The following is a 20,309-nucleotide window of genomic DNA, read 5'->3' as shown; positions in this document are numbered from 1 at the left end:
TCCCGTCGCTCGCCGAGAGGGTCGGAACTCGTTCACCACTCACCGGCCACAGCCGCGTATTCGAGCCTGGACGTACTCCCCAACGCCGGCCGACTCAGTCCCCCGTCCCCGATTCGGTCTCGCCGTACGACACCGAGAACGGGCCGGCTTCCGGATCCTTCTGGGGAAGCATCGGCCCGACCGACGCCGTTCGACGGGTGACCGTCGCGGTCCGCAGGATGTACGACACGAGCAACGCCAGCGGGGTGACGACGACCGCCACGACCCCGCTCACGAGAAACGGGAGGGAGGCCGCGCTCACCGTTGGACCGCCGAAGTCGGCGTAGACGAACCCGAGGAACATCGCCGACAGGATCGCGGGGACGCCGGTGTAGACCGTCAGCTGCGAGAACCGCGTAAGCTCCCGCTGGAGGTACGTCGTCTTGAAGTGTTCCTGCGCGACCGAGAACTGCTCCAGGGCGTCGATCAGGTCGTCGAACGCCTCCGCGGCGTCGTCCGACAGCGAATCGGCCCGCCGGTTCCGCAGGTTCCTGGCGACGTACAGCTGCCAGGCGGAGTCGTACGCAACGGCCGCCGACACCGTCTCGAAGGTGCCGAACTTCGTCTTCTCCAGGACGTCGTCGATCGAGTCCGTGCTCTCCTCGATGCGGTTCGTATACGCGTCGACCAGTTGCGAGAACTCGTCGTCGGCGCCGACGACGAGTTCCTCCTGAAGGATACGGGCGTTGTGGCGGATCGATTCGACGATCAGATCGAGCAGTTTCGCCGGGGACGCCGGCGACGCCGGCACCTTCGCCGTGTCCGCGACCTTGTTTCGAAACTCCATCACCCCATCGAGTTGTGTCCGTGCATCCTCCGCGGACGCGAACTCCTGTGAGAGGATCAGCTGGTTGATCGAGACGACGAGCGTGACGAGCGAGAACGTGCCCGCGATCATCCCGCCGGCCAGACGGGTGATCGAGCTGTCGTTGACGAACGCGACGATCCCGACTCGGTTCAGCACCAGCAGGAGGAGGAACACGGCCGCGGCGATGCCGACCGCGACGAGTAGCCGATTCCCCTCGACCAGCACCCACTCGCGGAACCGGGCCACAGGTCCCCCTCGCTCCTCGACCCCGATCTCGGCGCCGTAGGACTCGAGCGTCTCGTCGCTCTCGGACGACCCCATGCGGATGCGTTCGCCGTAGCCGATAATAAGGCCCCTCGTTGCACATGGAGCCGGAACTCCAGTGTTCTGTCGGGAGGCCACCGGCGAGGGAGCTGGGGCCTCCCCAGTCGGTCAGTTCAGGGTCCACACTGAAATGGATCCGCGCTGTCGACATCATCATGATCGGTTCGGACAACCGCGACGGTCGGGGTCGGTCTCGCGGACGGAGGGGAGGACGATGACGCGCGGACCGTCGTTCGAGCGCCGTCGAGCCCTCGCCGCGCTCGGGTCCGGCGTCGCAACCGCCATCGCCGGCTGTCTCGGCGACGGCGGCCTGGCGATCAGCGGCGATCCACGGTACGAGGAAGGGACCGTCGACGTCGGGGACGACGCGGAGAACCGTTCGGCCCAGGAAATGACCGCGGCGGAGGCACTCGCCCAACAGGAAGTCAACGACAGCGTGACGAGGATCGACGTCCTCGAACTCGTCGAACACGAGTTCGTCCTCGAGGACGACTATCGCGGTTCGACCGTCCAGGGAACCGTCGAAAACACGGGCAGCGATCGGATCGAACTCGCCGAAGTGCGAGTTCGCGTCTACGACGACGACGGCGCACAACTCGGCCGCTATCTCGCGACCGTCGGCGACCTCGAGGGCGGCGCTCGCTGGTCGTTCCAGGTCATCGTCCTGCAGTCGCCCGGAGATATCGCTCGCTACGACGTGACGGCGCTCGGTACCCCGACGTAGTTCCCGGTCGGGGTAGCGCGTCAGTCGTCGAGTAGCGCCTCGTCGACCGCCTCGTACACCGCGTCCGGATCGACGGCGAGTTCGTACGCCGGCCGCCCCTTCCCCGTCGGCGACGTCCGGTTCGCGTCGATCTCCTCGACGAGATCCTCGTCCTCGAGTCGGTACAGCGATCGGATCACGTCCGCCTCGCGGATCGTCCCGAGACGGTCGGAGCCCTCCGCGATCTCCTTCCGGCAGGTGCGTCCGATCTCGTGGGTGTCGACGGGCGTTTCGTCCGCCTCGTGCAGTTTCGCGACGCCGAGCAGGACGGCCTGCTCGAGCTGGGAGATGGCGTCGATCCCGGCTGCTGGCTCGGTGGCCATACGCGCCGCTTCCACGTCGGGGTTGGTAATCGTTACCCCTATTCCCACCGTCGGGCTGTCGCTGTCGCGTCGACGTTCGCCAGCCGGTCGGCCGCGAGGGGAGGAAGTGTCTGGGCAGCCACTCGGGGGAACGTGCTAGACGGCTCGAAAACGCGTGGATCTCCGTGAAACCCGATTTAGGAGGAGTTCAGTCCCGCTCCTCGTCCTGGAGTTCCGCGAGTTCCGCCTCGATCTCCTCGTCGTCGACGTCGGCTTCGAGGTCCTCGAGTTCGGATTCGTCGACTTCGGGCGCGTCGCTCGCCTCGGGAGTCGGTTCGGGTTCGGGTTCGGGTTCGGTCTCCGCCGTCTCGCGTTCGGCCTCTCCCTCGCCGACCTCGGACTTGAGCGTCTCGAGTTCCGCCTCGACGCCGCTGTCTGCGGTCATCTCCTCGAGTTCGCGGTCGATGCTGTCCTTGTCGGACATGACGTCGTCGAACGCGCCGGATTCGTGGAGTTCGTCGAGCGCGGCCGCTCGTGCCTCCATGTCCTCGGTCTGTTCCTCGGCGCGTTCGATCGCCCGGCCGACGTCCTCGAACTCCTCGCCCGTGGCGGTCATCGCCTCCGAGACCGTCGAACTCGCCTTGGCAGCCTCGTGGCGGGCCTTCATCGTCTCCTTCTTCGTGCGGAACTCCTCGATGCGGGTCTGGAGGTCGTTCTTCTGTTCGATCAGGCTGTCCTGCTGGCTCTGTAGTTCCGAAATCTGGCGCTCGAGATCCTCGATCTGGTTCATCTTCGTCTTCTTCTTCTCGAGGGCGCGCCGCGCCAGATCCTCACGGCCCTGCTGGACGGCAGTCCGGGCCTGTTCGTTGTGTTTCTCGACGTTGTCCTCGAGGCGACGTTTCTGCATCTCGAGGCGCTTTTTCTGTGTTGTGAGGTCGGCGATGCCACGTTTGACCTCCTGGAGCTGGTCGCGCATCTGCTCGTAGGAGTAGTCCAGCGTTTCGGTCGGGTCCTCCGCCCGGTTGAGCAGCGAGTTGATCTTCGACCGGATGACGTAGGAGGTCCGAGAGAGGATGCCCATACTCCTACGTATCGCTCGGCATCCTTAAAAACATCACTTCGACGACAGTCGCCGCCGGAATCGACGCCGTGAGCCGGTTTCGGACGAAATATCCCGGGCTCGAGGGTCGGTTCCGACCGTCCCGTGGCAGGGTCCGGGAGACCGCCGCTCCTCCGCAACGCCTGTTACCGGCCTCCCCCAACGGACGCGCATGACCGATATTCTGGTGCCCGGCGCACGCGACGTCCGCGGCACGCTCGAGGAACCCGAGGGTGAGACGGACGCGATCGTCGTCGCCTGTCCGCCCCACCCTCAACACGGCGGCTCGCGCAGCAACGGTCGGCTCGTCGCCGTCGCGGACGCACTGACCGATCTCGGATCGAGATCCGACGCCGATCCGCCGGTCGAGTCGGGGATCGCCTGCCTCCGCTTCGACTACGGCGACTGGGACGAAGGCGACGGCGAGCGGATCGACGTGCGCAACGCCGTCCGCTGGGCCGCTGAGCGGTACGATCGCGTCGGCCTCTTCGGCTACAGCTTCGGCGCGACGCTCTCGCTGGTGGTCGCAAGCGAACTCGAGGCGGTCGACGCCGTCGCCGCTCTGGCACCGACCGCTCGACTGGCCGAGGACCTCGACGCCGTGGCCGCGCTGGACGCGCTGTCGCCGTCCCGGCCGGTCCAGGTGCTGTACGGCGAGCGCGACGAGACCGTCGACTGGGAACCGGTCGTCGAGCGGGCGACCGACCGCGGCGACGACGTGGTCTCGATCCCCGCGGACCACTTCTTCGTCGGGCAGGACCGGAAAATAGCCGACGGTGTCTCCGGGTTCTTCGCCTCGGCGTTGGTCGAGTGACCGCTCGAGGCGCGTACCGAAACGTATTGGATGGGCGACACGAGAGGGGGTCGTATGGAAGTCCCGAGTACGGTCGAGCGAGCGCTCGCGGACCGGACGATCGACGGCCGACGCTGCCTCGAGGCCGGCGCGGGCGTCGGCAACACGACAGCCGGACTGCTCGAGGCCGGCGCACGGGAGGTCCACGCCGTCACGAACGATCCGGACCACGCGGCGGCGGTCCGCGACCGGCTCGCCGACCGTGGCGACGGTGACCGCGCGACGGTCCACCTGGCGGACCTGCGTTCGGTCCCGCTTCCGGACGACTCCGTCGAGGTCGTCACCGCCCACGCGCTGTGCAACGTCCTCGCGCCGGCACAACTCGAGGTGATCGCCGGGGAACTGACCCGGGTCGCCGCCCCCGGCGCGACGCTCGTCGTCGACGACTACGCGCCGATCCCCGATTCGCCGGTCCGCGAACTGTTCGCCGTCGAGAACGCGGTCGCGGAACTGGCGGACGCCGACCCCGCACTGACGTTCTACCCTGCCACGGGTCTGCGACGGCTGTTTACCGGCCACGGCTGGAGCCACGACCGGACCGAGACGATCCTCGAGCCCGTGCCGTGGACGGCGGACCTCCTCGAGGCCCACGTCGACGTCGTGCGGGACCGCGCGGCGGGCCTGCCCGACGACCTCGCCGGGCCGCTTCTGGAACGGGCCGAACGGCTCGCGGCCGATATCGGCGACGCGGCGGTCGGCGAGATGTACAGCCTCGCGATGCGGTATCCCGAGGCGTAGCCGTCGACCTCAGCCCCGGTCGGGCCCGAACCAGGGCGTCCGCAGGTGGACGTGAATGAGCTTCTCGCAGTTCTCCTCGCCGCAGACCGGACAGCCGTCGTTCGACTCGGCGGCCGGTTCCGTCCCGTCCGTGCCCTCCGCGCCGGCCATCGCTGCGTCCGTCGTTGCCGCGTCCGCCGTCGCGATGAGTCGCGTCCCGGCGTGGCCGAGTTCGTAGCCGTCGGTCCGCTCGCGGACGAAGTACTCACAGAGCCGGGAGAGGTGATAGTTGAACCGCCCCGAGTCCCGGACGCCGACGCGGTCCCGGAGCTCCGAGAACGGGAGCGGTTCGTCGGCCTCCGCCAGCGTCCGCAGGATCGCCAGACGCGTCTCGTCGCCGAGCGCCTCGAGCGCGTCGGTCGGGTCGTCCAGTTCCTCGCTCATCCGTTAGTCGGTGTTCGCCCGAGTACTATGGCGTTTGGGTGCTCCCGTCGTGGTGTCGGCGAGCCGTCCGGGTCGAACGCGAACGCAGTTGACCCCATCGTCAAGTCGGCTCCGTTCCGGACTCGAGGTCGTCCGCTATCTCCTCAAGGTCGTCGACGACTTCCCGCAGGGCGTCTAGCGCCCGCTCGCTCCCACCGTAGTGCGAGAGCGACCGACAGCGGTTGCGGATCGCCTTGGAAGCGGCGTCGATCTCGTCGTACCAGTCGTAGCCGTTCTGCAACATCACGTAGTGGACGACGACCCAGACGCCGATCGGCGTCGGGTTGGCCTCCGATTCGCGTCCGACGGGCGGGACGCGTTCACCCTCGAAAGCCTGGGCCATCTCGAGCGCGAACCGACTCGTCAGCGGCTTCAGCCGGTAGTCGAGTTCGCCCCCGACCTCGCCTTTCGCGTCGCGCTGCTGGGCCAGCAGGCTCTCGAACTCCGGCTCGTATCGCTCGAGCGTCCACGACTCGAGGATTCTGTCCTCCTGCAGCGTGGCCCACCGCCCCCGTTCGGCCTCGAGGAGTTCGTCGGGGTTTCCTTCCAGAACTAGCTCGACCGACGGCCCGTAGTCGACGTCGTACTCGTCGAACTGGCCGTACCGCCAGAACCAGCCGGTGTCGAACCAGTCGGCGCTCTCGAAGCGATCCCACGCGTCGGCGAGGTAGGCGACGAGGAACTCCGCCTCGCGTTCGCGGTCGTCGAACTCGAACTGTAGGGTCGCGCCTGCCATACGCCCCACGACCGGGGCGAGGGCCTTGAGCGTTCGGCGAACGCGGTTTCAGTAACGAAGTCGACAGGTCAGTCCCGTCCGTGCCGGGTCAGACACTTCGGGAGGCCGATCAACTCGACGGGTTCGGAGTTGTCCGGCGAGTAGACGACCATCTGCCCTTTCTCCATGTAGGGGACCTTGGACTCGAGGTTCGAGGGGATGTTGACGCTCTTGATGGCGTCCTCGTCGCCGAGGTTGAGGACGACGGTAGTGTTGATCTGCTTGAAGACGGCGTCGTCGATGTCCTGGGGGTCCTGCGTGATGAGGAAAAGGCCGAGTCGCTCCTTGCGGCCCTGCTTTGCGGCCTCGGTGAACTTCGTGATGACCTTGCCCGCCTGCACGCTGTCGGCGTCGGTGAGGAAGTTGTGGGCTTCGTCCATCCCCAGGACTAGGGGCGTCTCCTTGATCCGGTCGTAGGTCGGGTCGTTCGAGAGCTTCTGGTCGATCAGCAGCGAAGAGAGCGCGAGAACGACCGTCTCGGCGGCCCGAGTGTCGGTGATGTGGTAGGTCGGCACCACCGAGAGCCCGCCCGGCCGGACGAACTCGTGAACGAGGTCGGTGATCGGCCGCGCGTCCTGGTCGAAGACGTGATCGAAGCCGAGCACGCGCCGGCGGACCGCGTCGAACGTCGCCTCGTGAACGCGGCCGGACTCGTCGAGTTCCTCCCGCAGCGCCGGGTCGTCGAGGAACGAAGTAAACTCCTCGTAGGTCGCCTCGGGGCCGTACTCCTTTCGGAACCGCGGCAGGAGGACGCTCACCAGCGCGCCGTACTGGTTGTCGTTCAGGCCGCTGCCCGCGACCAGCCAGGGGTTGTCGTGGACCATCGAGAACGGGATGGTGAACTCGACCTGCTCCGCGCGGTGGTGGCCCGCCGAGTACGACGCCGACCCGACTTTCGGGACGAACGCCGTCGTGTCATCGACCCCGCCGTAGGCGACGCCCTCGCGCTCGAGGCGGCGGGCGAACTCGCCGTCGAGGTCCGGGTTGTCGTCGTGCATCTGGGCGTACTCGTCCTGGGGGTCGAACTGGACGACCGCGGGCTGGACGGATCGGCCGTCCTCCATCGGGTAGGTTCGTTCTTCGGCGAGGTACTGGCGCAGGATGTTCTTCGCGCCGTGGGTCTTCCCCGACCCCGTGCCGCCGGCGATCAGTGTGTGACGGAAGACGAGAGGGTCGCCGGAGTCGTAGTCGTCTTTCAGCCGGTAGTCGATCGTCGGCGGCGAGGCCGCGGTCTTCACCTTCTCGCCGCCGACCGAGAGGTGACCAAGGAAGACGCCGTCCTCGGGTATCTTCAGGCCCGTCTTGATCTGCTCGGAGTCGGTCGCCTGCCGGACGACGGTCTGGGGTTTCGGCACGCGGTCGGTCATCCGGCGTTTGAGTTCGCCTCCCTCTCGCGGGCTCCGGCCGCTCGAGTCCTCCGCGGAGCGTGGCTCCGCGCTGTCCTCGTAGAGGATCGCGACCGGCTCGAGTTCTGCGACGAACTTGTAGTCCGCCTCCTCGACCTCGTCGGTGCGCATCGCCCGGCGGGCGTGGATCTCCGTCGCGTCGTCGGCGTGGTACTGCTGGGCGTACTCGAGGGCGGTGATGCGACAGAACAGCGTCTCGCCGGACGCGCTCCCGCCGGCGGCAGCCCCTCCGTCGGGGTAGGGGGCGACGAGGTAGCTCCCGATCCGGATCTCGGAGCGGTTATCGCGGGTGATGTACGCCCGGAGCGTGGTTTCGTCGCCGTCCTCGGCGATGCGCAAGCCCTGTGAGACACAGATCGCGCCGATACCGACGTCCTCGCCGTGGGGTTCGACGTCGGCAGTTTCGAACCCGTCGTCCTGGTCGGTCGTGTCGGTCGCCGAGACCGAGGTCGAGGCCGTCGTCCCGCTTTCGGTCGTCCCTTCGTGACTCCCGTCGGGGGGTGTCGACCCCTGCGAGTCGCCGTCGCTCGCCTCGGAGTCGGCGTCGAACTCGCCGAAATCGCCCAGATCGGTCATGTTCACTACATCCGACCGGTTCCTAAAACGCGTTTCCCTCTGCCGGGCGTCAACAGCCTGGGGGTCAAGCCCCGTGGCATCCGCCTTGAAGTTCTGTGAAGACGGGTGGACGCAGGATCCGGTCGCCGAAGACCGGAGGGCGGAGAGCGGAGAGCGGAGCGCGGAGCGTGGAGAGCGACGGTGATAGAGAAGAAAACGGGACAGCTATCGCCGAACGGACTGAACCGTCGCTACCCGAACAGCGTCGGGACGTCGTCCGCGAGCGATACCAGACCCGACTCGAGGTCGTACTCGAGGACGCCGGCCTCCTCGAGGGCGGGCAGGTGGGAGTGGTGCAGGGCGATCTTCGCACGGTCCATGCCGACGGTACCGTCCTGGGAGACGAGGGTAGCGGCGAGTTGCTCGACCGACAGCGGCTGGCTGCTATCGGCGAGGTCGTCGACCAGCCGGAGCCGGATCGGGTCGGTCACACGCTCGAGAACGGCTGCCTCGTCCTCGGCGGTCTCGACCAGCGCCGACAGTGACGCCGACGGCAGCGGGGTCTCTTCGTGGAGGTCGACGGCGTTCCGGTCGCGGTCCCAGCCGACGATCCCGTGATCGGCGAGCCGCGGCAGGTGGTCGTGGACGAGCGAGATGCGAAGGTCTCGCCGTCGCTCGTCGACGGGTTCGTCGGATTCGTCGGACTCGTCAGTCTCGCGCTCGAGCAGCGCCGCCGCGAGTTCCGTCGGCGAGGGCGTCGCTCCCGCCTCCGACCGCTCCTCGAGAACCTCGAGGAGGCGAACCCGCCGTGGATCCCGAAGAAGCTCGTAGTGTTCCGTCGGAACGTCGTCCAGCGGGTGGTGCCCCGTCGCGCCGCCGCGGTGAGCGTCCGAACTCATTACTGAGATACACCCCTGCTAGGGGGATAAGCCCGTTTCCAAAACGATTTGGGTCAAGAATATGGGCATTACTCCCGTAATCACCGAATAACTCAGCGAGCGGCCGACAGACGGCCGGAAGAGGGATACTCACGGCTCCGTGACGGTCGGATAAACCGAATCGTTTCCGGTAACGGACACGTACTGGCCGACCGGCTGCGTCGGGGAAGGAACCCGTCTCATCTCGTCTCCACGCCCTTTTTGGCCTCAGGGCGCATATCTTCACCAATGCTTCTGGTACGCGGCAGCGCCGGTGGGACGGAACTCACCGGCACGCTGTACGAACGCGGTGAACGCCCGCCCTCCTTCAGCGGTGCACCCGACGGGAACGCCGCGTACGTCTGGGTCTGCGACGAGTTCTACGAGGTCGACAGCGGCGGAACGGTCCAGCGGATCGACGACCGGGAGGTCCACGTCGCCTTCGAGTCGCCGATGCCGCGGGGGTTCGACACCCGACAGCAGGCCGTTGAGGGGGCCAAGGAACACGTCCGCACGCAGTTCGCCCGGATCGGGGTCGATCCGGAGGCCGTCGAACTCGAGGTCGAGAAAGTCGAACGATCGGATCAAACCTGAACCACAGCGTTCAGTAGCTCGCCGGCTCGTCCCAGCGGTGATCGTCGTAGGTCCTGTCCTGGCTCGTCTCGAACTCCTCCTCGAAGGATTCGCGCAGCGATCGCTTCTCCGAGCGGTCGATCCGGGCTAACTCGTCGGCTTTCTCGACGATCGTCGGCGGGCCGTGCGCCACTGCGACGTCCTGGAGCACCTGCATCGTCAGCCGCTCGCGACGGTCGGGATCCCTGGTGAACGCGTAGGGGGCCTCGACCCGGTAGACCAGGTCGTCCCGCGGGTCGTAGACGACGAAGAAAGTCACCTCGTAGTTCTCGAGCGGGAGGTTTCGGTCGACGCCGAGCGCGTCGCCGTCGGCCGACAGGGGCGCGTCGACGCCCCCGCGGGAGCGGAACCAGTTCGTGTAAGAGAGCGCCGACGTGTCCCGTTTCCACCGCGTCCCGTCGACGTCGTCGACGTACTCGCCGCGCTCGAGGAGCCGCGTGAAAAGCGCCGCGTCGTCGTTCCACGGCGTGCTGACCTCGACGTCCCGGTCGCCTTTTAGCGTTCGCGTGATGGCCCGTGTCGCCGGGTTCTTGACGAAGCCCACGAGCGGCCGGTCCCGGTCGACGAACTCCTCGACCAGTCGGACGTAGTTCTCTAAGACCGTCGTCGGCCGGGGGTCCTCGAGCAGGAAGTCCGCGAGGTCGGGGTGCTGGTCGGCCCACCGGAGCAGTCCGCGGGGATAGATCGGGCCGTCCAGCACCAGCAGGTCCTCGACGTCCTCGGCGTGGGTGCGGGCGTGGGTGCTCTCGGCGAGGTACAGCGCCAGCGCGTGGACGACGCCCTCGGCGAACCGCGGCAGGGGCGGGACCTTCACGACGCGACTGCGGCTGAACCCCTCGTCGAACTTCCGCCAGGCGTCGTCGACTGTCATCGTCTCGTCGTTCGAGTGGACCGTCGCGACGACGGTCCGCGAGCGGTGCAGGTCGAGGTCGCTCGGCGTCGCGCTCATCGCGGCCTGGGCGATGTCGACGACGAGGCCGTTCTTGAACGTCGTCGGGTTGATCGTCCCCGCGTCGAGTCCGTGTTCGGTCGGGAACTCTCGCTCCCGCAGCGCGACGGCCTCGCAGTCGACGAGGCGACGCGCTTGCTCGTCGATCGGCTCGAGGACGGCCCGCCCGTCCTTCCCCCGCAAGGGGTCGAGGAACTCCTCCCAGACGGTTTCGGCGAACGCACGGCGGTCGCGCTCGTCGGCCCCGTGGTCGATCCGCCGCGCGAGCCGCGCGATGCCGTCGAAGTGGACCGGATCGAGCGTCATGACAGTTGGCTTCCGGTCTACCCGCAAAAGTCTAGTGGTCGGCGATTTTCGTCGTCGCTGACTGTTTCTCGACCCGTAATGGGTCGCTTCACTCGCCCTCGAGACCGTAGTCACCGACTAGCCGTCGTTTACTCGGTTCCGCCCGCAGCGACCACCGGGACGGACGGCGTCTCGGGCGATGCAGCGTGACCTTCGACCACGACGCTTGACCGGCGGACTCACCCGAGAAACCGCTCCCGTACGTCGCCGGTCGGCACCATGCACTGCTCTTTCTTGCCGAACCAGTCGTAGCGGTTGGCCGCGACGAAATCGTAGAGCCGGTCCCGGAGTCGTCGCGGGACGAGGCGGCCGACCGCCGCGAGCGTGTAGATCCCACCCAGGTGGCGGGCGACCCGAATGACGGCGTCGGATTTGACGTAACAGTCGTCGCCCTCGACGAGGACGACCGACTCGAGGTCGTCGGCGGAGGGCTCGTGATCGGCGAGCAGCGCCGTCGCCGCGTCCGACTGGAGCGAGGCGAAGTAGAGCACGCCCTCGGTGTCCCTCGGAACGAGAAACTGGACGAACCCGTTACAGAGGTTGCAGACGCCGTCGAAGAGCACGACCGGCGCGTCCTCGGGAAGGTCCTCGAGGGTGGGCTCCGGATCGGGGTCGCCGTCGGAGTCGCTCATTAGGGTCGATTGGGATGCAACGGTGTTCAGGGTTGCGCTCGCCGGCGTTCGCGGTCGCGTTCACGGTTGCGGACCTCGAGGGGAGAGACGAGCGTCGGCCGGACTCGGTTCGACTCTGTCACGTGCAAGAGGCTTCCGCGATGTCGTACTCGCTCGTCGAGGCCTCGTCCTCGAGTTCGATCGGGTGGTGGGTGTAGGTGACGTCGATCCGCTCGACGTCGGCATCGGGCCCGAAGCGGGACCGTTCGGCGAACTCGAGCCCGATTTTTTCAACAATATATGATTTTTCACAAATAATTTATGTATCGTAGATAGGTTACCGGATCGCCACAACGCAAACGTCGGGAACAACGACAGCTAGTTACGCGAGGGTGGACATCCGTCGCACATGGACGCTGCGTTGATCGTACTCGACGGCTGGGGTCTCGGAACCGACGAGGGGCGCGACGCCGTCGCCGCCGCCGAGACGCCGACGTTCGATCGACTCGCCGAGAGCGGCGCGTACGGCACCCTCGAGGTCTCCGGGCGACGGGTCGGCCTCCCGGAGGGCCAGATGGGCAACAGCGAGGTCGGCCACCTGAACATCGGCGCGGGACGGGTCGTCTACCAGGAGTACACGCGCATCTCCGATTCGATCGAGGACGGCTCTTTCCGGGAAAACGACGCGATCAACGCGGCGTTCGACAACGCCCTCGCAAACGATGGCAAGATCCACTTCGTCGGTCTCGTCAGCGACGGTGGCGTCCACTCCGACCACGAGCACCTGCACGCGCTGATCGAACTGGCCGGCGACCGGGACGTGGAGGCAGTCACCCACGCGATCACCGACGGCCGGGACACCTCGCCGACCGGCGGCCGGGAGTACCTCGCGACCCTCGAGGACGTGATCGACGAGCACGGGACGGGCCACGTCGCGACGGTCTCGGGCCGCTACTACGCGATGGACCGCGACCAGAACTGGGAGCGGACGAAGCGGGCCTACGACGCCATCGTGAACCGTCGGGCCGAGCACGAGGCCGAGTCGGCCCTCGAGGCGGTCGAGGAGTCCTACGAGCGGGACGTGACCGACGAGTTCGTCGAACCGACGCTCGTGTCCGACCGTCCGGCGCTCGAGGACGGCGATTCGGTCGTCTGGTTCAACTTCCGCTCGGACCGCGCCCGCCAGTTGACGCGGATGCTCGCCGACATCCGGCCCGAGGACTGGGCCGGCGAGGTCGCGACCAGTCCGCCGGACGCCGAGGTCGTCATGATGACCCAGTACGACAAGACGTTCGACCTACCCGTCGCGTACCCGCCGTCCCAGCCGGAGAACGTGCTGGGCGAGGTGCTCGCCGACGCGGGCCGGACGCAACTGCGGATCGCCGAGTCCGAGAAGTACGCCCACGTCACCTACTTCCTGAACGGTGGCCGCGAGGTCGAGTTCGACGGCGAGATCCGCGAGATCGTCGAGAGCCCCGACGTGCCGACCTACGACGAACAGCCCGAGATGAGCGCGCCCGAGGTGACAGACACCGCCGTCGACGTCATCGAGTCCGAGGATCCGGACACGCTCGTGCTCAACTACGCCAACCCCGACATGGTCGGCCACACGGGCGACTACGAGGCCGCGATCGAGGCCGTCGAGGCCGTCGACGAACAGCTCGGGCGGCTGGTGGCGACCCTCGAGGAGTACGGCGCCCACGTCCTGATCACGGCGGATCACGGCAACGCCGATAACATGGGGACCGAGGACGACCCCCACACGGCACACACGTACAACGACGTCCCGCTGATCTACCTCGCACCGGACGGGACCGACGCCGGCAGAACGGTCCGCGACGGCGGCACGCTCGCCGACATCGCGCCGACGCTGCTCGAGTTGATCGACCTGGAGCGGCCGCCGGAGATGACCGGCGAACCGCTGTTGGAGTAGGGGCGTCGCTCTCTGTCCGCCGTCCGAGTAGGGACGGCGTCTTTTCGTTCGGCTCCACGGCTGCCTCCCTCGAGTCGCGGGGGACACGTCGACGGAGACCGGTTCCTGATCCGTGTCGCCGACGCTTCCGGTCGAGGCCGAGGCAGTCCTCGAGATGACGACCGGCAGCGGTGGCGACACCGCCACGGAGCAGGGATCGGGTGCCGATGGCGGCGGAACCACTGACAGATAGCGAGCGAAAGCCCACCCCTTCAGGGGTGGGAGGATGTCAAGGCCGGTTCGTAGCGAGGGCGTCATCGCTCGCGTGTCGATGTCGACGTAGCGTTCCGGGTCGTTCACGAGCGGAATATAGTCCTCATATATACGTTCAATACCGTGACGAGTTCGGGTACTGATAGGACCGGTCATGTCAACCTCCGATGCTTCCCCCGAACCCGCCGACGCAGTCGTCGAGGAGTACATCCTCGGCGTTCGAATCGTCGAAACCGAAGCCGAATCCGCCGACGCCGACGCCGACGCCGACGCCGATGCCGATGCCGATGCCGACGCCGAACCGCGCTACCGGTTCGAGGCACCCGATCACGCCGAAACCGCGTTCGATTCCCTCGAGGATGCCCGGCTCTACGCCGACGTCTACTTCGACGTGAACGGCTTCGTCGAGGAAGGGACCGGCGACCGCGGGATTCCGCCGGAGGTCGTCCAAGGGGGGAAGGATACGCTCGCTGCGTACCTCGTCGCCTGCCCCTGGGGCGACGTGAACTGGGTCGGCTCCTTCTACGGCGCGGATCCGTCCGAAATCGAGCGGTATCTCTCGTGGGTCCGGCGCCGCGCCGACGAGATTCGAAGCGAGGCGGCGGATCAGGGCCTCGAGTAGCGAGCGACCGCAGAACCGCTGACCGACTCCTTTTTCGCTGACAGCCGTCGTGGCGCCGGCCAGTCGGGGCCGCGACGGTGCGTTCAAACTCCGGTCCCACTTCACGAGACGCGACTGCGGGCGTAGGGATCGCTATATAGGACTCGAGATCGGAACGAGGCGGCTAGCAACGCACATAACTCTATCGGCCGTCCTGGCGGAATATATAATTCTATCGGCCAAAAGGTCATCTATTCATTCGTATAGGCCCATATTATAAAGCGCTATTTGATAATTTCAGCATTCTCCGGCTGCATGGTCGAATTTACCAGGCGAAACCTGATGGCCTCGTCCGTCGCCGCCGCGGTCGGCGTCAGCGCGGTCGGGAGCGCAAGTGCACAGGAGCGGCCGGACGAACACGATACGCCTGCAGCACCGTACGTCGAGGGGTCGATGAAGCGACTCTCGACGACGGCGTTCGGCGCGGAGGTCACCGGCCCGTTCGTCTTCGAGACCGGCGAAATGGTGTACAGCCTCCAGGCCCCGAGCACCGACAACCCGGAGCCGTGGAACGAGGGTGGCGTCGGCGTCATCGACGACTTCCAGTTCACGTTCAACGGGAAAAACGATGAGTTCGAGGAGATGGAACCCCCGCGAACCGAAGAAGAGCAGCGGAAAGTCAAGACCGCAACGGGCGAGTATCGGTTGCTCGCCCGGGCTGGTGACGAGATCAACGGCGGGACCGAACGCTGGGGGCACCAGGAGACGCCCGACGGCGAAGACGTCGCGGACCTCGTCGACGAGAGCTACGTCGGCGTCGGCGACGTCACCGACATGAACTTCTTCGTGTCGACGACCGAGGACGGCACGGAGGGCTATCTCTTCACGAACCACGAGACGCGCCCCGGTGGCATCTCCCGGACGCCGCTATACCGCGACGAGGACGGGTACTGGCAAGCCGATCTGGAGCGGGCGCTGCAGGTCGAGAACACCGACGCCTTCCGCGCACTCGGCGGGACGAAAATCAACTGTTACGGCGACCTGACCCCCTGGGAGACCCCGGTCTCCGCCGAGGAAGAGTACGGCCATCCGAGGGTCAGCGGCACCCACACGGTCAGCGATATCACCGAGGAAGGTAGCGGCGTCGGTATCCGCGGCGGCAGCGAGTTCTGGAACCGACCGAACGCACCGAACGTGACCGACGCTCTCGAGGAGCACTTCGGCGACGACGCCTGGTACCCATCGGGGGCCTGGGCGCTCTCCGGCAACGAGAAACTCGCGTACTATCTAGGGGCCGAACCGGTCGACCGCGAGGAAGGGGAGAACACGAGGCGGCCCATCGGGGATGTCTTCCCCAACCGGTACCGCTACGGGTACTTCGTCGAGATCACCAATCCCACGGCTGACGATCCCGAGAACCAGCAGCCAGTGAAACACTGGGTTATGGGCCGTGCAGCCTGGGAGTGTCCGGAGTTCATGCCCGACGAGAAGACGGTCTACGGCGCCTCCGACGGCGGTGCGAAGGGCATCTACAAGTTCGTGGCCGACGAGCCGATCACCGAGTACGACGATCCGATGGACGTCCGCGGAACCCTGTACGCCATCGCAGCGACCGAGGTCGGCACGGGAACCGTCGGTGAGGTCGACCTCGACGTCGAGTGGCTGCCGCTGGGAACCGCCAGCAACGCCGAGGTCGAGTCCTGGATCGCCGAGTACGACGACGTCACGCAGGTCGACTACCTCGAGACCCACGCCGAAACCGACTGGGCGGAAGACCTCGAGCAGGCGCTTCTCGAGGCCGACGAGGAAGTCGCGATCAACGGCAACCAGGACTACATCACCGACGAGGAGATCGTCGAGTGGGCCCGGCAGTACGAGGAGTACGGCCCCGACGGCGTCGACGAGGAACTTCGTCGCGTCCCCTTCCTCGAGACTCGCGCGGCCGCGAAGGAGATCGGCGCTACCGTCGAGTTCAACAAGGCCGAAGGGATCGACGCCCACGACGAGGCCGAACCCGGCGACTTCATCTACTTCGCTATCTCCTCGCTGGGCGGTTCGATGACCGACGAGCAGGGTGACCTTCGGTTCGACGAGGTCGACACCGGCCTCCTCTACCGGGGTGAACTCGACGAGCACTACGACGTCTCCCGGCTCGAGCCGGTCATCGTCGGCCCGAATCCCAGCGATCCCGAATCGCTGCAGGACGTCTCGCTCATCAACCTCGACAACGTGATGGTGATGGACGACGGCCGCGTTCTCCTCTGTGAGGACAAGGGTCGCTTCGGCCGCTCGTATCCCAACGACGCGCTGTGGGTGTACGAGCCACCGACGACGATCACCGTCGACTCGCTCGCCGTCAGCCACGGCGCGACGGGCGAGGTCGATCTCACGGTTTCGTCGGTGCCGGACGGCATCGCGGGCGGTCGGGTTACGGTGTCCGTCGAACACCCAGCGGTTGCCGAAATCGTCGACGCCAGCTACCACGACGGGCTCGAACTCACCAGCGGTCCGACCGTCGGAGACGGCTCGAGCGTCGAGTTCCGCTTCGCTGACCTCGAGGACGAGATCGGCTCCGGGCGGCAGGTCACGCTGGCGACGCTCGAACTCGAGGGAACCGGACCGGGAACGACCGATCTGACGATCGACGTCCACGCTCTGGACGACGATGATGCCGCCTCAATCGACCCGCAGTCCCGGCCGAGCGTCGTCGTGACCGGCCCGCCGCCGATCGGCGGTGGCGGATCGGGGCCGACCGACGCGCCGACCGATCCCGACGGCGACGGCAGGTTCGAGGACGTCAACGGCAACGGCCGGCTCGACTACGACGACGTCGTCGTCCTGTTCGAGCACCTCGAGGACGACGCCGTGCAGCTAAACGACGAGGCGTTCGACTTCAACGAGAACGGCCGCATCGACTACGACGACGTCGTCGCGCTGTACGACGAACTGTGACCGGGACACCGTCGATCCGAACCTGCCGGCGTGCAGTCGTGTCGCGATTCCGGCGGCCGTCGATCGGGAGCGTTCTCGTCGGGCTCGGCATGGCCGGGGCCTGCCTCGCGCTCGTGGCGACGCTCGCGGTCGGACCCGCGGCGAGCGCGACCGAGGGCCCCGAAATCGTCGTCTCGGACGCGACGGTCGGCGATCCCGCCGATGGGGAGCCAGGCATTCACCGCGTCGCGCTGACCGACGCGCCGAACGGGCTCGCGGGCTTTACGCTCGAACTCGAACTCGAGTCGGCCGGGGTCGCGACGGTTTCGGACGCGAGCTACCCGGAGCAGTTCGGGATCACCACCGATCCGGTCGTGAGCGCGGACGAGCGGTCGGTCACCCTCGAGGCCGTCGACCTCGACGACGCGGTTACGGACGGCGCGGCGAACGTCACGCTGGCACGAGTCGCCGTCACCGGCGTTGCCCCCGGGGAAACGGAGTTACGGGTGTCGAACGCGCAGGTCGACGCTGACGGCGGCAGCGCAGTCGATCCGACGCTCGGTGCGGGGACGGTAACGGTCGGCGAGCCCGCAACCGATTCGGATGCGACCGATCCCGGTTCCGAAGGGACACCGGCCAACAGTTCGGGAGCAGGGTCGGAGTCCGGCGACACCGACTCGGAACCGGTGCCCGGATTCACGGGCCTGCTCGCGCTCGCAGTGGCGCTCGGGGTTGTGGTCGCGGTCGTCGCGCTCGTTCCGGGGACGCGTCGACGGTGAGCGTCCGCCGGTCGTTTTCGCGTCCGGGACGGTCTCGAGAGGTAGAATTATGTCCGTGGCGGAACGACTGCCGTCAATGAGCCACGGAGAATCCGACGGGTTGACCGGCGGCGAACGGAAAGCGGAGGTCAAGCGGATGCTGTTCATCATGATCGTCTGGACGGCCGCGGCGGTCGGCGCGGGGCTGTTGCTCGTCCTGCTCCGGGACCCGCTCGCGTCGATCTTCGCGCTGACCGCGCCGTTCCCGTTCCTCTGACCGCGTCACGGTCCGACGAGTTCTCGACAGTCGCGCTCAGCGGCCGTCGTCCTCGACGTCGGCGTCTTTTGCGACAACTCGCGGTTTTAGGTTCCCCGGATGCGAGTGTCGGCACGTATGAGCGAGGACACCGACGATCGCCGGTTCGCCACTGACAGCATCCACGCCGGGTACGAGCCCGACCCGACGACGGGAGCGCGAGCGCCGCCGCTGTACCAGACCACTTCTTACGAATTCGAGGACACCGAGCACGCCGCCGACCTGTTCGGACTCGAGCAGTTCGGCAACATCTACTCGCGGATCATGAACCCGACGAACGCCGCCCTCGAGGAGCGTATCGCGACGCTCGAGGGCGGCGTCGGGGCGCTCGCGACCTCCTCGGGGATGGCCGCGTTCGACCTCGCGACGTTCATCCTCGCCGAGGCGGGCGACAACATCGTCTCCTCGTCGTCGCTGTACGGCGGGACCTACACCTACCTCACCCACACCGTCGAGAAACGCGGCGTCGAGACGAAGTTCGTCGACACGCTCGACTACGAGGCCTACGAGGAGGCCATCGACGACGACACCGCGTTCGTCCACCTCGAGACGATCGGCAACCCCGCGCTGGTGACGCCGGACATCGAACGGATCGCGGACATCGCCCACGACCACGACGTCCCGCTGTTCGTCGACAACACGTTCGCGACGCCGTACCTCTGCCGGCCGCTCGAGCACGGCGCCGACCTCGTCTGGAACTCGACGACGAAGTGGATCCACGGCGCGGGCTCGACCGTCGGCGGGGTCCTCGTCGACGGCGGTTCGTTCCCCTGGGACGAGGGCGACTACCCCGAGATCGCCGAGCCGAACCCCGCCTACCACGGCGTCAACTTCTACGAGACGTTCGGCGAGCAGGCGTTCGCCATCGCCGCACGCACCCGCGGGTTGCGCGACCTGGGCAACCAGCAGGCACCGTTCGACGCCTGGGTCACGCTGCAGAAACTCGAGAGCCTGCCGCTGCGCATGGAGAAACACTGCGAGAACGCCCAGGCGGTCGCGGAGTATCTGGAGGACCACCCCGAGGTCGAGTGGGTCAACTACCCCGGCCTCGAGAGCCACGAGACCCACGAGAACGCGACGAAGTACCTCGAGGGCGGCTACGGCGGCATGATCACCTTCGGCCTCGAGGGCGGCTACGACGCGGCCGAGACGGTCTGTAACGAGGTCGACCTCGCGAGCCTGCTCGCGAACGTCGGCGACGCGAAGACGCTGATCATCCACCCGGCGAGCACGACCCACCAGCAGCTCACGGAGGAGGAGAAACTCGCGAGCGGCGTCACCGACGACCTCGTGCGCCTCTCGGTCGGCATCGAGGACGTCGAGGACGTCATCGCGGACCTGGATCGCGCGATCGACGCGGCCTGAGCCTGAGCCGCGGCGTCGGTTGTCCGTTCAACTGGTTGAGAACTTCCCCCGGGAGTTACGGTGGCGCGGTCCGACCGGCCGACATGGCAACAGGGTTGCTCACCCCGGAGGCGGCGGACCGGATCGTAACCACCTGCCGGACGGCGATCGGCGACAGCCTCCGGTCGGTGACCTACTTCACCCGCGACGACTACGAACAGGTCTACCTGCGGGAGGACCTCGAGCGCGACGCCGACCTCTCGACGTTCATCGGCCACGAGTGGCGCGGGTTCAAGACGGCCCAGACGGCCTACGAGAGTTCCGAACTCGGCGAGTACAACTACACGATCCGCGTCTTCGACAACGGGTTCCTGATCAGGGTAACGACCGAAAGCGAAGGCGTTTTCGCGACGACCGACGGCCTCACGGTCAAGGACTTCGAGGAAGTCGCGACGGCGCTCAACTCGTTCCTCGAGGAGCGAACGGTCTCCTGACGGTCCCGAGGGAAGCGATCGTGTCGACGTCGGTTCGCGCCGACTCATTCGCTCCGGGAGCGTCGCGTCCCGTATCCACGCTCGAGCGCCCCGGAGTGTTC

At 67.0% G+C, this 20,309-nt stretch carries 21 protein-coding genes; 12 read left to right on the top strand and 9 right to left on the bottom strand.

Annotated elements, in window-relative coordinates; all coding sequences use genetic code 11:
- Nucleotides 1-94: 94 nt before the first annotated feature.
- Complete coding sequence (locus CHINAEXTREME_RS01935) at nucleotides 95-1,168, bottom strand: hypothetical protein (RefSeq protein ID WP_007142191.1); 1,074 nt, start codon at nucleotides 1,166-1,168, stop codon at nucleotides 95-97.
- Nucleotides 1,169-1,385: 217 nt separating this feature from the next.
- On the opposite strand from CHINAEXTREME_RS01935, the gene CHINAEXTREME_RS01930 reads away from it, so the two are divergent.
- Complete coding sequence (locus CHINAEXTREME_RS01930; RefSeq protein ID WP_007142192.1) at nucleotides 1,386-1,895, top strand: FxLYD domain-containing protein; 510 nt, start codon at nucleotides 1,386-1,388, stop codon at nucleotides 1,893-1,895.
- A 20-nt stretch (nucleotides 1,896-1,915) separates the two neighbouring features.
- Here the strand turns inward: CHINAEXTREME_RS01930 and CHINAEXTREME_RS01925 are convergent, their stop codons facing one another.
- Complete coding sequence (locus CHINAEXTREME_RS01925) at nucleotides 1,916-2,257, bottom strand: Cdc6/Cdc18 family protein (RefSeq protein ID WP_007142193.1); 342 nt, start codon at nucleotides 2,255-2,257, stop codon at nucleotides 1,916-1,918.
- A gap of 187 nt (nucleotides 2,258-2,444) precedes the next feature.
- Nucleotides 2,445-3,317: a PspA/IM30 family protein gene (locus CHINAEXTREME_RS01920; RefSeq protein ID WP_007142194.1), complete on the bottom strand. Its 873-nt coding sequence runs from the start codon at nucleotides 3,315-3,317 to the stop codon at nucleotides 2,445-2,447.
- 190 nt (nucleotides 3,318-3,507) lie between these two features.
- On the opposite strand from CHINAEXTREME_RS01920, the gene CHINAEXTREME_RS01915 reads away from it, so the two are divergent.
- Together CHINAEXTREME_RS01915 and CHINAEXTREME_RS01910 are read left to right on the top strand one after the other, a co-directional pair.
- Entirely contained in the window at nucleotides 3,508-4,149 is a 642-nt protein-coding gene (locus CHINAEXTREME_RS01915) for an alpha/beta hydrolase (protein WP_007142195.1), read from the top strand.
- A 54-nt stretch (nucleotides 4,150-4,203) separates the two neighbouring features.
- On the top strand, nucleotides 4,204-4,926 hold the full coding sequence (locus tag CHINAEXTREME_RS01910; protein WP_007142196.1) for a class I SAM-dependent methyltransferase: 723 nt from the start codon (nucleotides 4,204-4,206) through the stop codon (nucleotides 4,924-4,926).
- 9 nt (nucleotides 4,927-4,935) lie between these two features.
- On the opposite strand, the gene CHINAEXTREME_RS01905 is transcribed toward CHINAEXTREME_RS01910, so the two are convergent.
- The 4 genes from CHINAEXTREME_RS01905 to CHINAEXTREME_RS01890 all read right to left on the bottom strand — a co-directional run bounded on the left by CHINAEXTREME_RS01905 (nucleotide 4,936) and on the right by CHINAEXTREME_RS01890 (nucleotide 9,023).
- A complete protein-coding gene (locus tag CHINAEXTREME_RS01905) occupies nucleotides 4,936-5,349 on the bottom strand; it encodes an ArsR/SmtB family transcription factor (protein ID WP_007142197.1) in 414 nt (137 codons plus the stop codon).
- A 100-nt stretch (nucleotides 5,350-5,449) separates the two neighbouring features.
- The gene (locus tag CHINAEXTREME_RS01900) at nucleotides 5,450-6,124 is read right to left on the bottom strand and encodes a hypothetical protein (RefSeq protein ID WP_007142198.1); all 675 of its coding nucleotides are present in this window, start codon (nucleotides 6,122-6,124) and stop codon (nucleotides 5,450-5,452) included.
- A 68-nt stretch (nucleotides 6,125-6,192) separates the two neighbouring features.
- The gene (locus tag CHINAEXTREME_RS01895; RefSeq protein WP_007142199.1) at nucleotides 6,193-8,145 is read right to left on the bottom strand and encodes an ATP-binding protein; all 1,953 of its coding nucleotides are present in this window, start codon (nucleotides 8,143-8,145) and stop codon (nucleotides 6,193-6,195) included.
- 230 nt (nucleotides 8,146-8,375) lie between these two features.
- The gene (locus CHINAEXTREME_RS01890) at nucleotides 8,376-9,023 is read right to left on the bottom strand and encodes a DUF7344 domain-containing protein (protein WP_007142200.1); all 648 of its coding nucleotides are present in this window, start codon (nucleotides 9,021-9,023) and stop codon (nucleotides 8,376-8,378) included.
- A gap of 267 nt (nucleotides 9,024-9,290) precedes the next feature.
- Between CHINAEXTREME_RS01890 and CHINAEXTREME_RS01885 the strand changes: the two genes are divergently transcribed.
- Nucleotides 9,291-9,635 (top strand): DUF7113 family protein, encoded by a 345-nt coding sequence (locus CHINAEXTREME_RS01885; RefSeq protein ID WP_007142201.1) that lies wholly within the window; start codon nucleotides 9,291-9,293, stop codon nucleotides 9,633-9,635.
- 10 nt (nucleotides 9,636-9,645) lie between these two features.
- Here CHINAEXTREME_RS01885 and CHINAEXTREME_RS01880 read toward each other — a convergent pair whose 3' ends face one another.
- Together CHINAEXTREME_RS01880 and CHINAEXTREME_RS01875 are read right to left on the bottom strand one after the other, a co-directional pair.
- A complete protein-coding gene (locus CHINAEXTREME_RS01880) occupies nucleotides 9,646-10,929 on the bottom strand; it encodes a DNA double-strand break repair nuclease NurA (RefSeq protein WP_007142202.1) in 1,284 nt (427 codons plus the stop codon).
- Between the two features lie 218 nt (nucleotides 10,930-11,147).
- Nucleotides 11,148-11,600, bottom strand: a complete 453-nt coding sequence (locus CHINAEXTREME_RS01875; RefSeq protein WP_007142203.1) for a thiol-disulfide oxidoreductase DCC family protein — start codon at nucleotides 11,598-11,600, stop codon at nucleotides 11,148-11,150.
- 14 nt (nucleotides 11,601-11,614) lie between these two features.
- Between CHINAEXTREME_RS01875 and CHINAEXTREME_RS21340 the strand changes: the two genes are divergently transcribed.
- The 8 genes from CHINAEXTREME_RS21340 (at nucleotide 11,615) to CHINAEXTREME_RS01840 (ending at nucleotide 20,208) form a co-directional block, all read left to right on the top strand.
- Nucleotides 11,615-11,797 carry a hypothetical protein gene (locus tag CHINAEXTREME_RS21340; RefSeq protein ID WP_010546473.1) on the top strand — a complete coding sequence of 61 codons (183 nt, stop codon included), beginning with the start codon at nucleotides 11,615-11,617 and terminating at the stop codon, nucleotides 11,795-11,797.
- Nucleotides 11,798-11,988: 191 nt separating this feature from the next.
- Nucleotides 11,989-13,512: a 2,3-bisphosphoglycerate-independent phosphoglycerate mutase gene (gene gpmI / locus CHINAEXTREME_RS01870; protein ID WP_007142204.1), complete on the top strand. Its 1,524-nt coding sequence runs from the start codon at nucleotides 11,989-11,991 to the stop codon at nucleotides 13,510-13,512.
- 406 nt (nucleotides 13,513-13,918) lie between these two features.
- The gene (locus tag CHINAEXTREME_RS01865) at nucleotides 13,919-14,386 is read left to right on the top strand and encodes a hypothetical protein (protein ID WP_007142205.1); all 468 of its coding nucleotides are present in this window, start codon (nucleotides 13,919-13,921) and stop codon (nucleotides 14,384-14,386) included.
- A 294-nt stretch (nucleotides 14,387-14,680) separates the two neighbouring features.
- Complete coding sequence (locus CHINAEXTREME_RS01860; protein WP_029601464.1) at nucleotides 14,681-17,317, top strand: alkaline phosphatase PhoX; 2,637 nt, start codon at nucleotides 14,681-14,683, stop codon at nucleotides 17,315-17,317.
- Between the two features lie 38 nt (nucleotides 17,318-17,355).
- Entirely contained in the window at nucleotides 17,356-18,075 is a 720-nt protein-coding gene (locus tag CHINAEXTREME_RS01855) for a hypothetical protein (RefSeq protein ID WP_007142207.1), read from the top strand.
- A gap of 76 nt (nucleotides 18,076-18,151) precedes the next feature.
- The gene (locus CHINAEXTREME_RS01850) at nucleotides 18,152-18,331 is read left to right on the top strand and encodes a hypothetical protein (protein ID WP_029601465.1); all 180 of its coding nucleotides are present in this window, start codon (nucleotides 18,152-18,154) and stop codon (nucleotides 18,329-18,331) included.
- A 117-nt stretch (nucleotides 18,332-18,448) separates the two neighbouring features.
- Entirely contained in the window at nucleotides 18,449-19,735 is a 1,287-nt protein-coding gene (locus tag CHINAEXTREME_RS01845; RefSeq protein ID WP_007142209.1) for an O-acetylhomoserine aminocarboxypropyltransferase/cysteine synthase family protein, read from the top strand.
- Nucleotides 19,736-19,818: 83 nt separating this feature from the next.
- A complete protein-coding gene (locus CHINAEXTREME_RS01840; RefSeq protein WP_010546474.1) occupies nucleotides 19,819-20,208 on the top strand; it encodes a DUF7522 family protein in 390 nt (129 codons plus the stop codon).
- The last annotated feature ends 101 nt before the right edge of the window (nucleotides 20,209-20,309 follow it).

The organism is Halobiforma lacisalsi AJ5 (assembly GCF_000226975.2).
Lineage (GTDB): Archaea > Halobacteriota > Halobacteria > Halobacteriales > Natrialbaceae > Natronobacterium > Natronobacterium lacisalsi.
This window is presented reverse-complemented; position numbering and strand designations above follow the sequence as displayed.

Excerpts from the sequence above, each read along its gene's own strand:
- CHINAEXTREME_RS01860 (WP_029601464.1), top strand. The coding sequence starts at position 14,681 with ATGGTCGAATTTACCAGGCGAAACCTGATGGCCTCGTCCGTCGCCGCC.
- CHINAEXTREME_RS01885 (WP_007142201.1), top strand. The coding sequence starts at position 9,291 with ATGCTTCTGGTACGCGGCAGCGCCGGTGGGACGGAACTCACCGGCACG.
- CHINAEXTREME_RS01900 (WP_007142198.1), bottom strand. The coding sequence starts at position 6,124 with ATGGCAGGCGCGACCCTACAGTTCGAGTTCGACGACCGCGAACGCGAG.
- CHINAEXTREME_RS01905 (WP_007142197.1), bottom strand. The coding sequence starts at position 5,349 with ATGAGCGAGGAACTGGACGACCCGACCGACGCGCTCGAGGCGCTCGGC.
- CHINAEXTREME_RS01935 (WP_007142191.1), bottom strand. The coding sequence starts at position 1,168 with ATGGGGTCGTCCGAGAGCGACGAGACGCTCGAGTCCTACGGCGCCGAG.
- CHINAEXTREME_RS01880 (WP_007142202.1), bottom strand. The coding sequence starts at position 10,929 with ATGACGCTCGATCCGGTCCACTTCGACGGCATCGCGCGGCTCGCGCGG.
- CHINAEXTREME_RS01865 (WP_007142205.1), top strand. The coding sequence starts at position 13,919 with ATGTCAACCTCCGATGCTTCCCCCGAACCCGCCGACGCAGTCGTCGAG.
- CHINAEXTREME_RS01840 (WP_010546474.1), top strand. The coding sequence starts at position 19,819 with ATGGCAACAGGGTTGCTCACCCCGGAGGCGGCGGACCGGATCGTAACC.
- CHINAEXTREME_RS01875 (WP_007142203.1), bottom strand. The coding sequence starts at position 11,600 with ATGAGCGACTCCGACGGCGACCCCGATCCGGAGCCCACCCTCGAGGAC.
- CHINAEXTREME_RS01910 (WP_007142196.1), top strand. The coding sequence starts at position 4,204 with ATGGAAGTCCCGAGTACGGTCGAGCGAGCGCTCGCGGACCGGACGATC.
- CHINAEXTREME_RS01915 (WP_007142195.1), top strand. The coding sequence starts at position 3,508 with ATGACCGATATTCTGGTGCCCGGCGCACGCGACGTCCGCGGCACGCTC.
- CHINAEXTREME_RS01925 (WP_007142193.1), bottom strand. The coding sequence starts at position 2,257 with ATGGCCACCGAGCCAGCAGCCGGGATCGACGCCATCTCCCAGCTCGAG.
- CHINAEXTREME_RS01920 (WP_007142194.1), bottom strand. The coding sequence starts at position 3,317 with ATGGGCATCCTCTCTCGGACCTCCTACGTCATCCGGTCGAAGATCAAC.
- CHINAEXTREME_RS01845 (WP_007142209.1), top strand. The coding sequence starts at position 18,449 with ATGAGCGAGGACACCGACGATCGCCGGTTCGCCACTGACAGCATCCAC.
- CHINAEXTREME_RS01890 (WP_007142200.1), bottom strand. The coding sequence starts at position 9,023 with ATGAGTTCGGACGCTCACCGCGGCGGCGCGACGGGGCACCACCCGCTG.
- CHINAEXTREME_RS21340 (WP_010546473.1), top strand. The coding sequence starts at position 11,615 with ATGCAACGGTGTTCAGGGTTGCGCTCGCCGGCGTTCGCGGTCGCGTTC.
- gpmI (WP_007142204.1), top strand. The coding sequence starts at position 11,989 with ATGGACGCTGCGTTGATCGTACTCGACGGCTGGGGTCTCGGAACCGAC.
- CHINAEXTREME_RS01850 (WP_029601465.1), top strand. The coding sequence starts at position 18,152 with ATGAGCCACGGAGAATCCGACGGGTTGACCGGCGGCGAACGGAAAGCG.
- CHINAEXTREME_RS01930 (WP_007142192.1), top strand. The coding sequence starts at position 1,386 with ATGACGCGCGGACCGTCGTTCGAGCGCCGTCGAGCCCTCGCCGCGCTC.
- CHINAEXTREME_RS01895 (WP_007142199.1), bottom strand. The coding sequence starts at position 8,145 with ATGACCGATCTGGGCGATTTCGGCGAGTTCGACGCCGACTCCGAGGCG.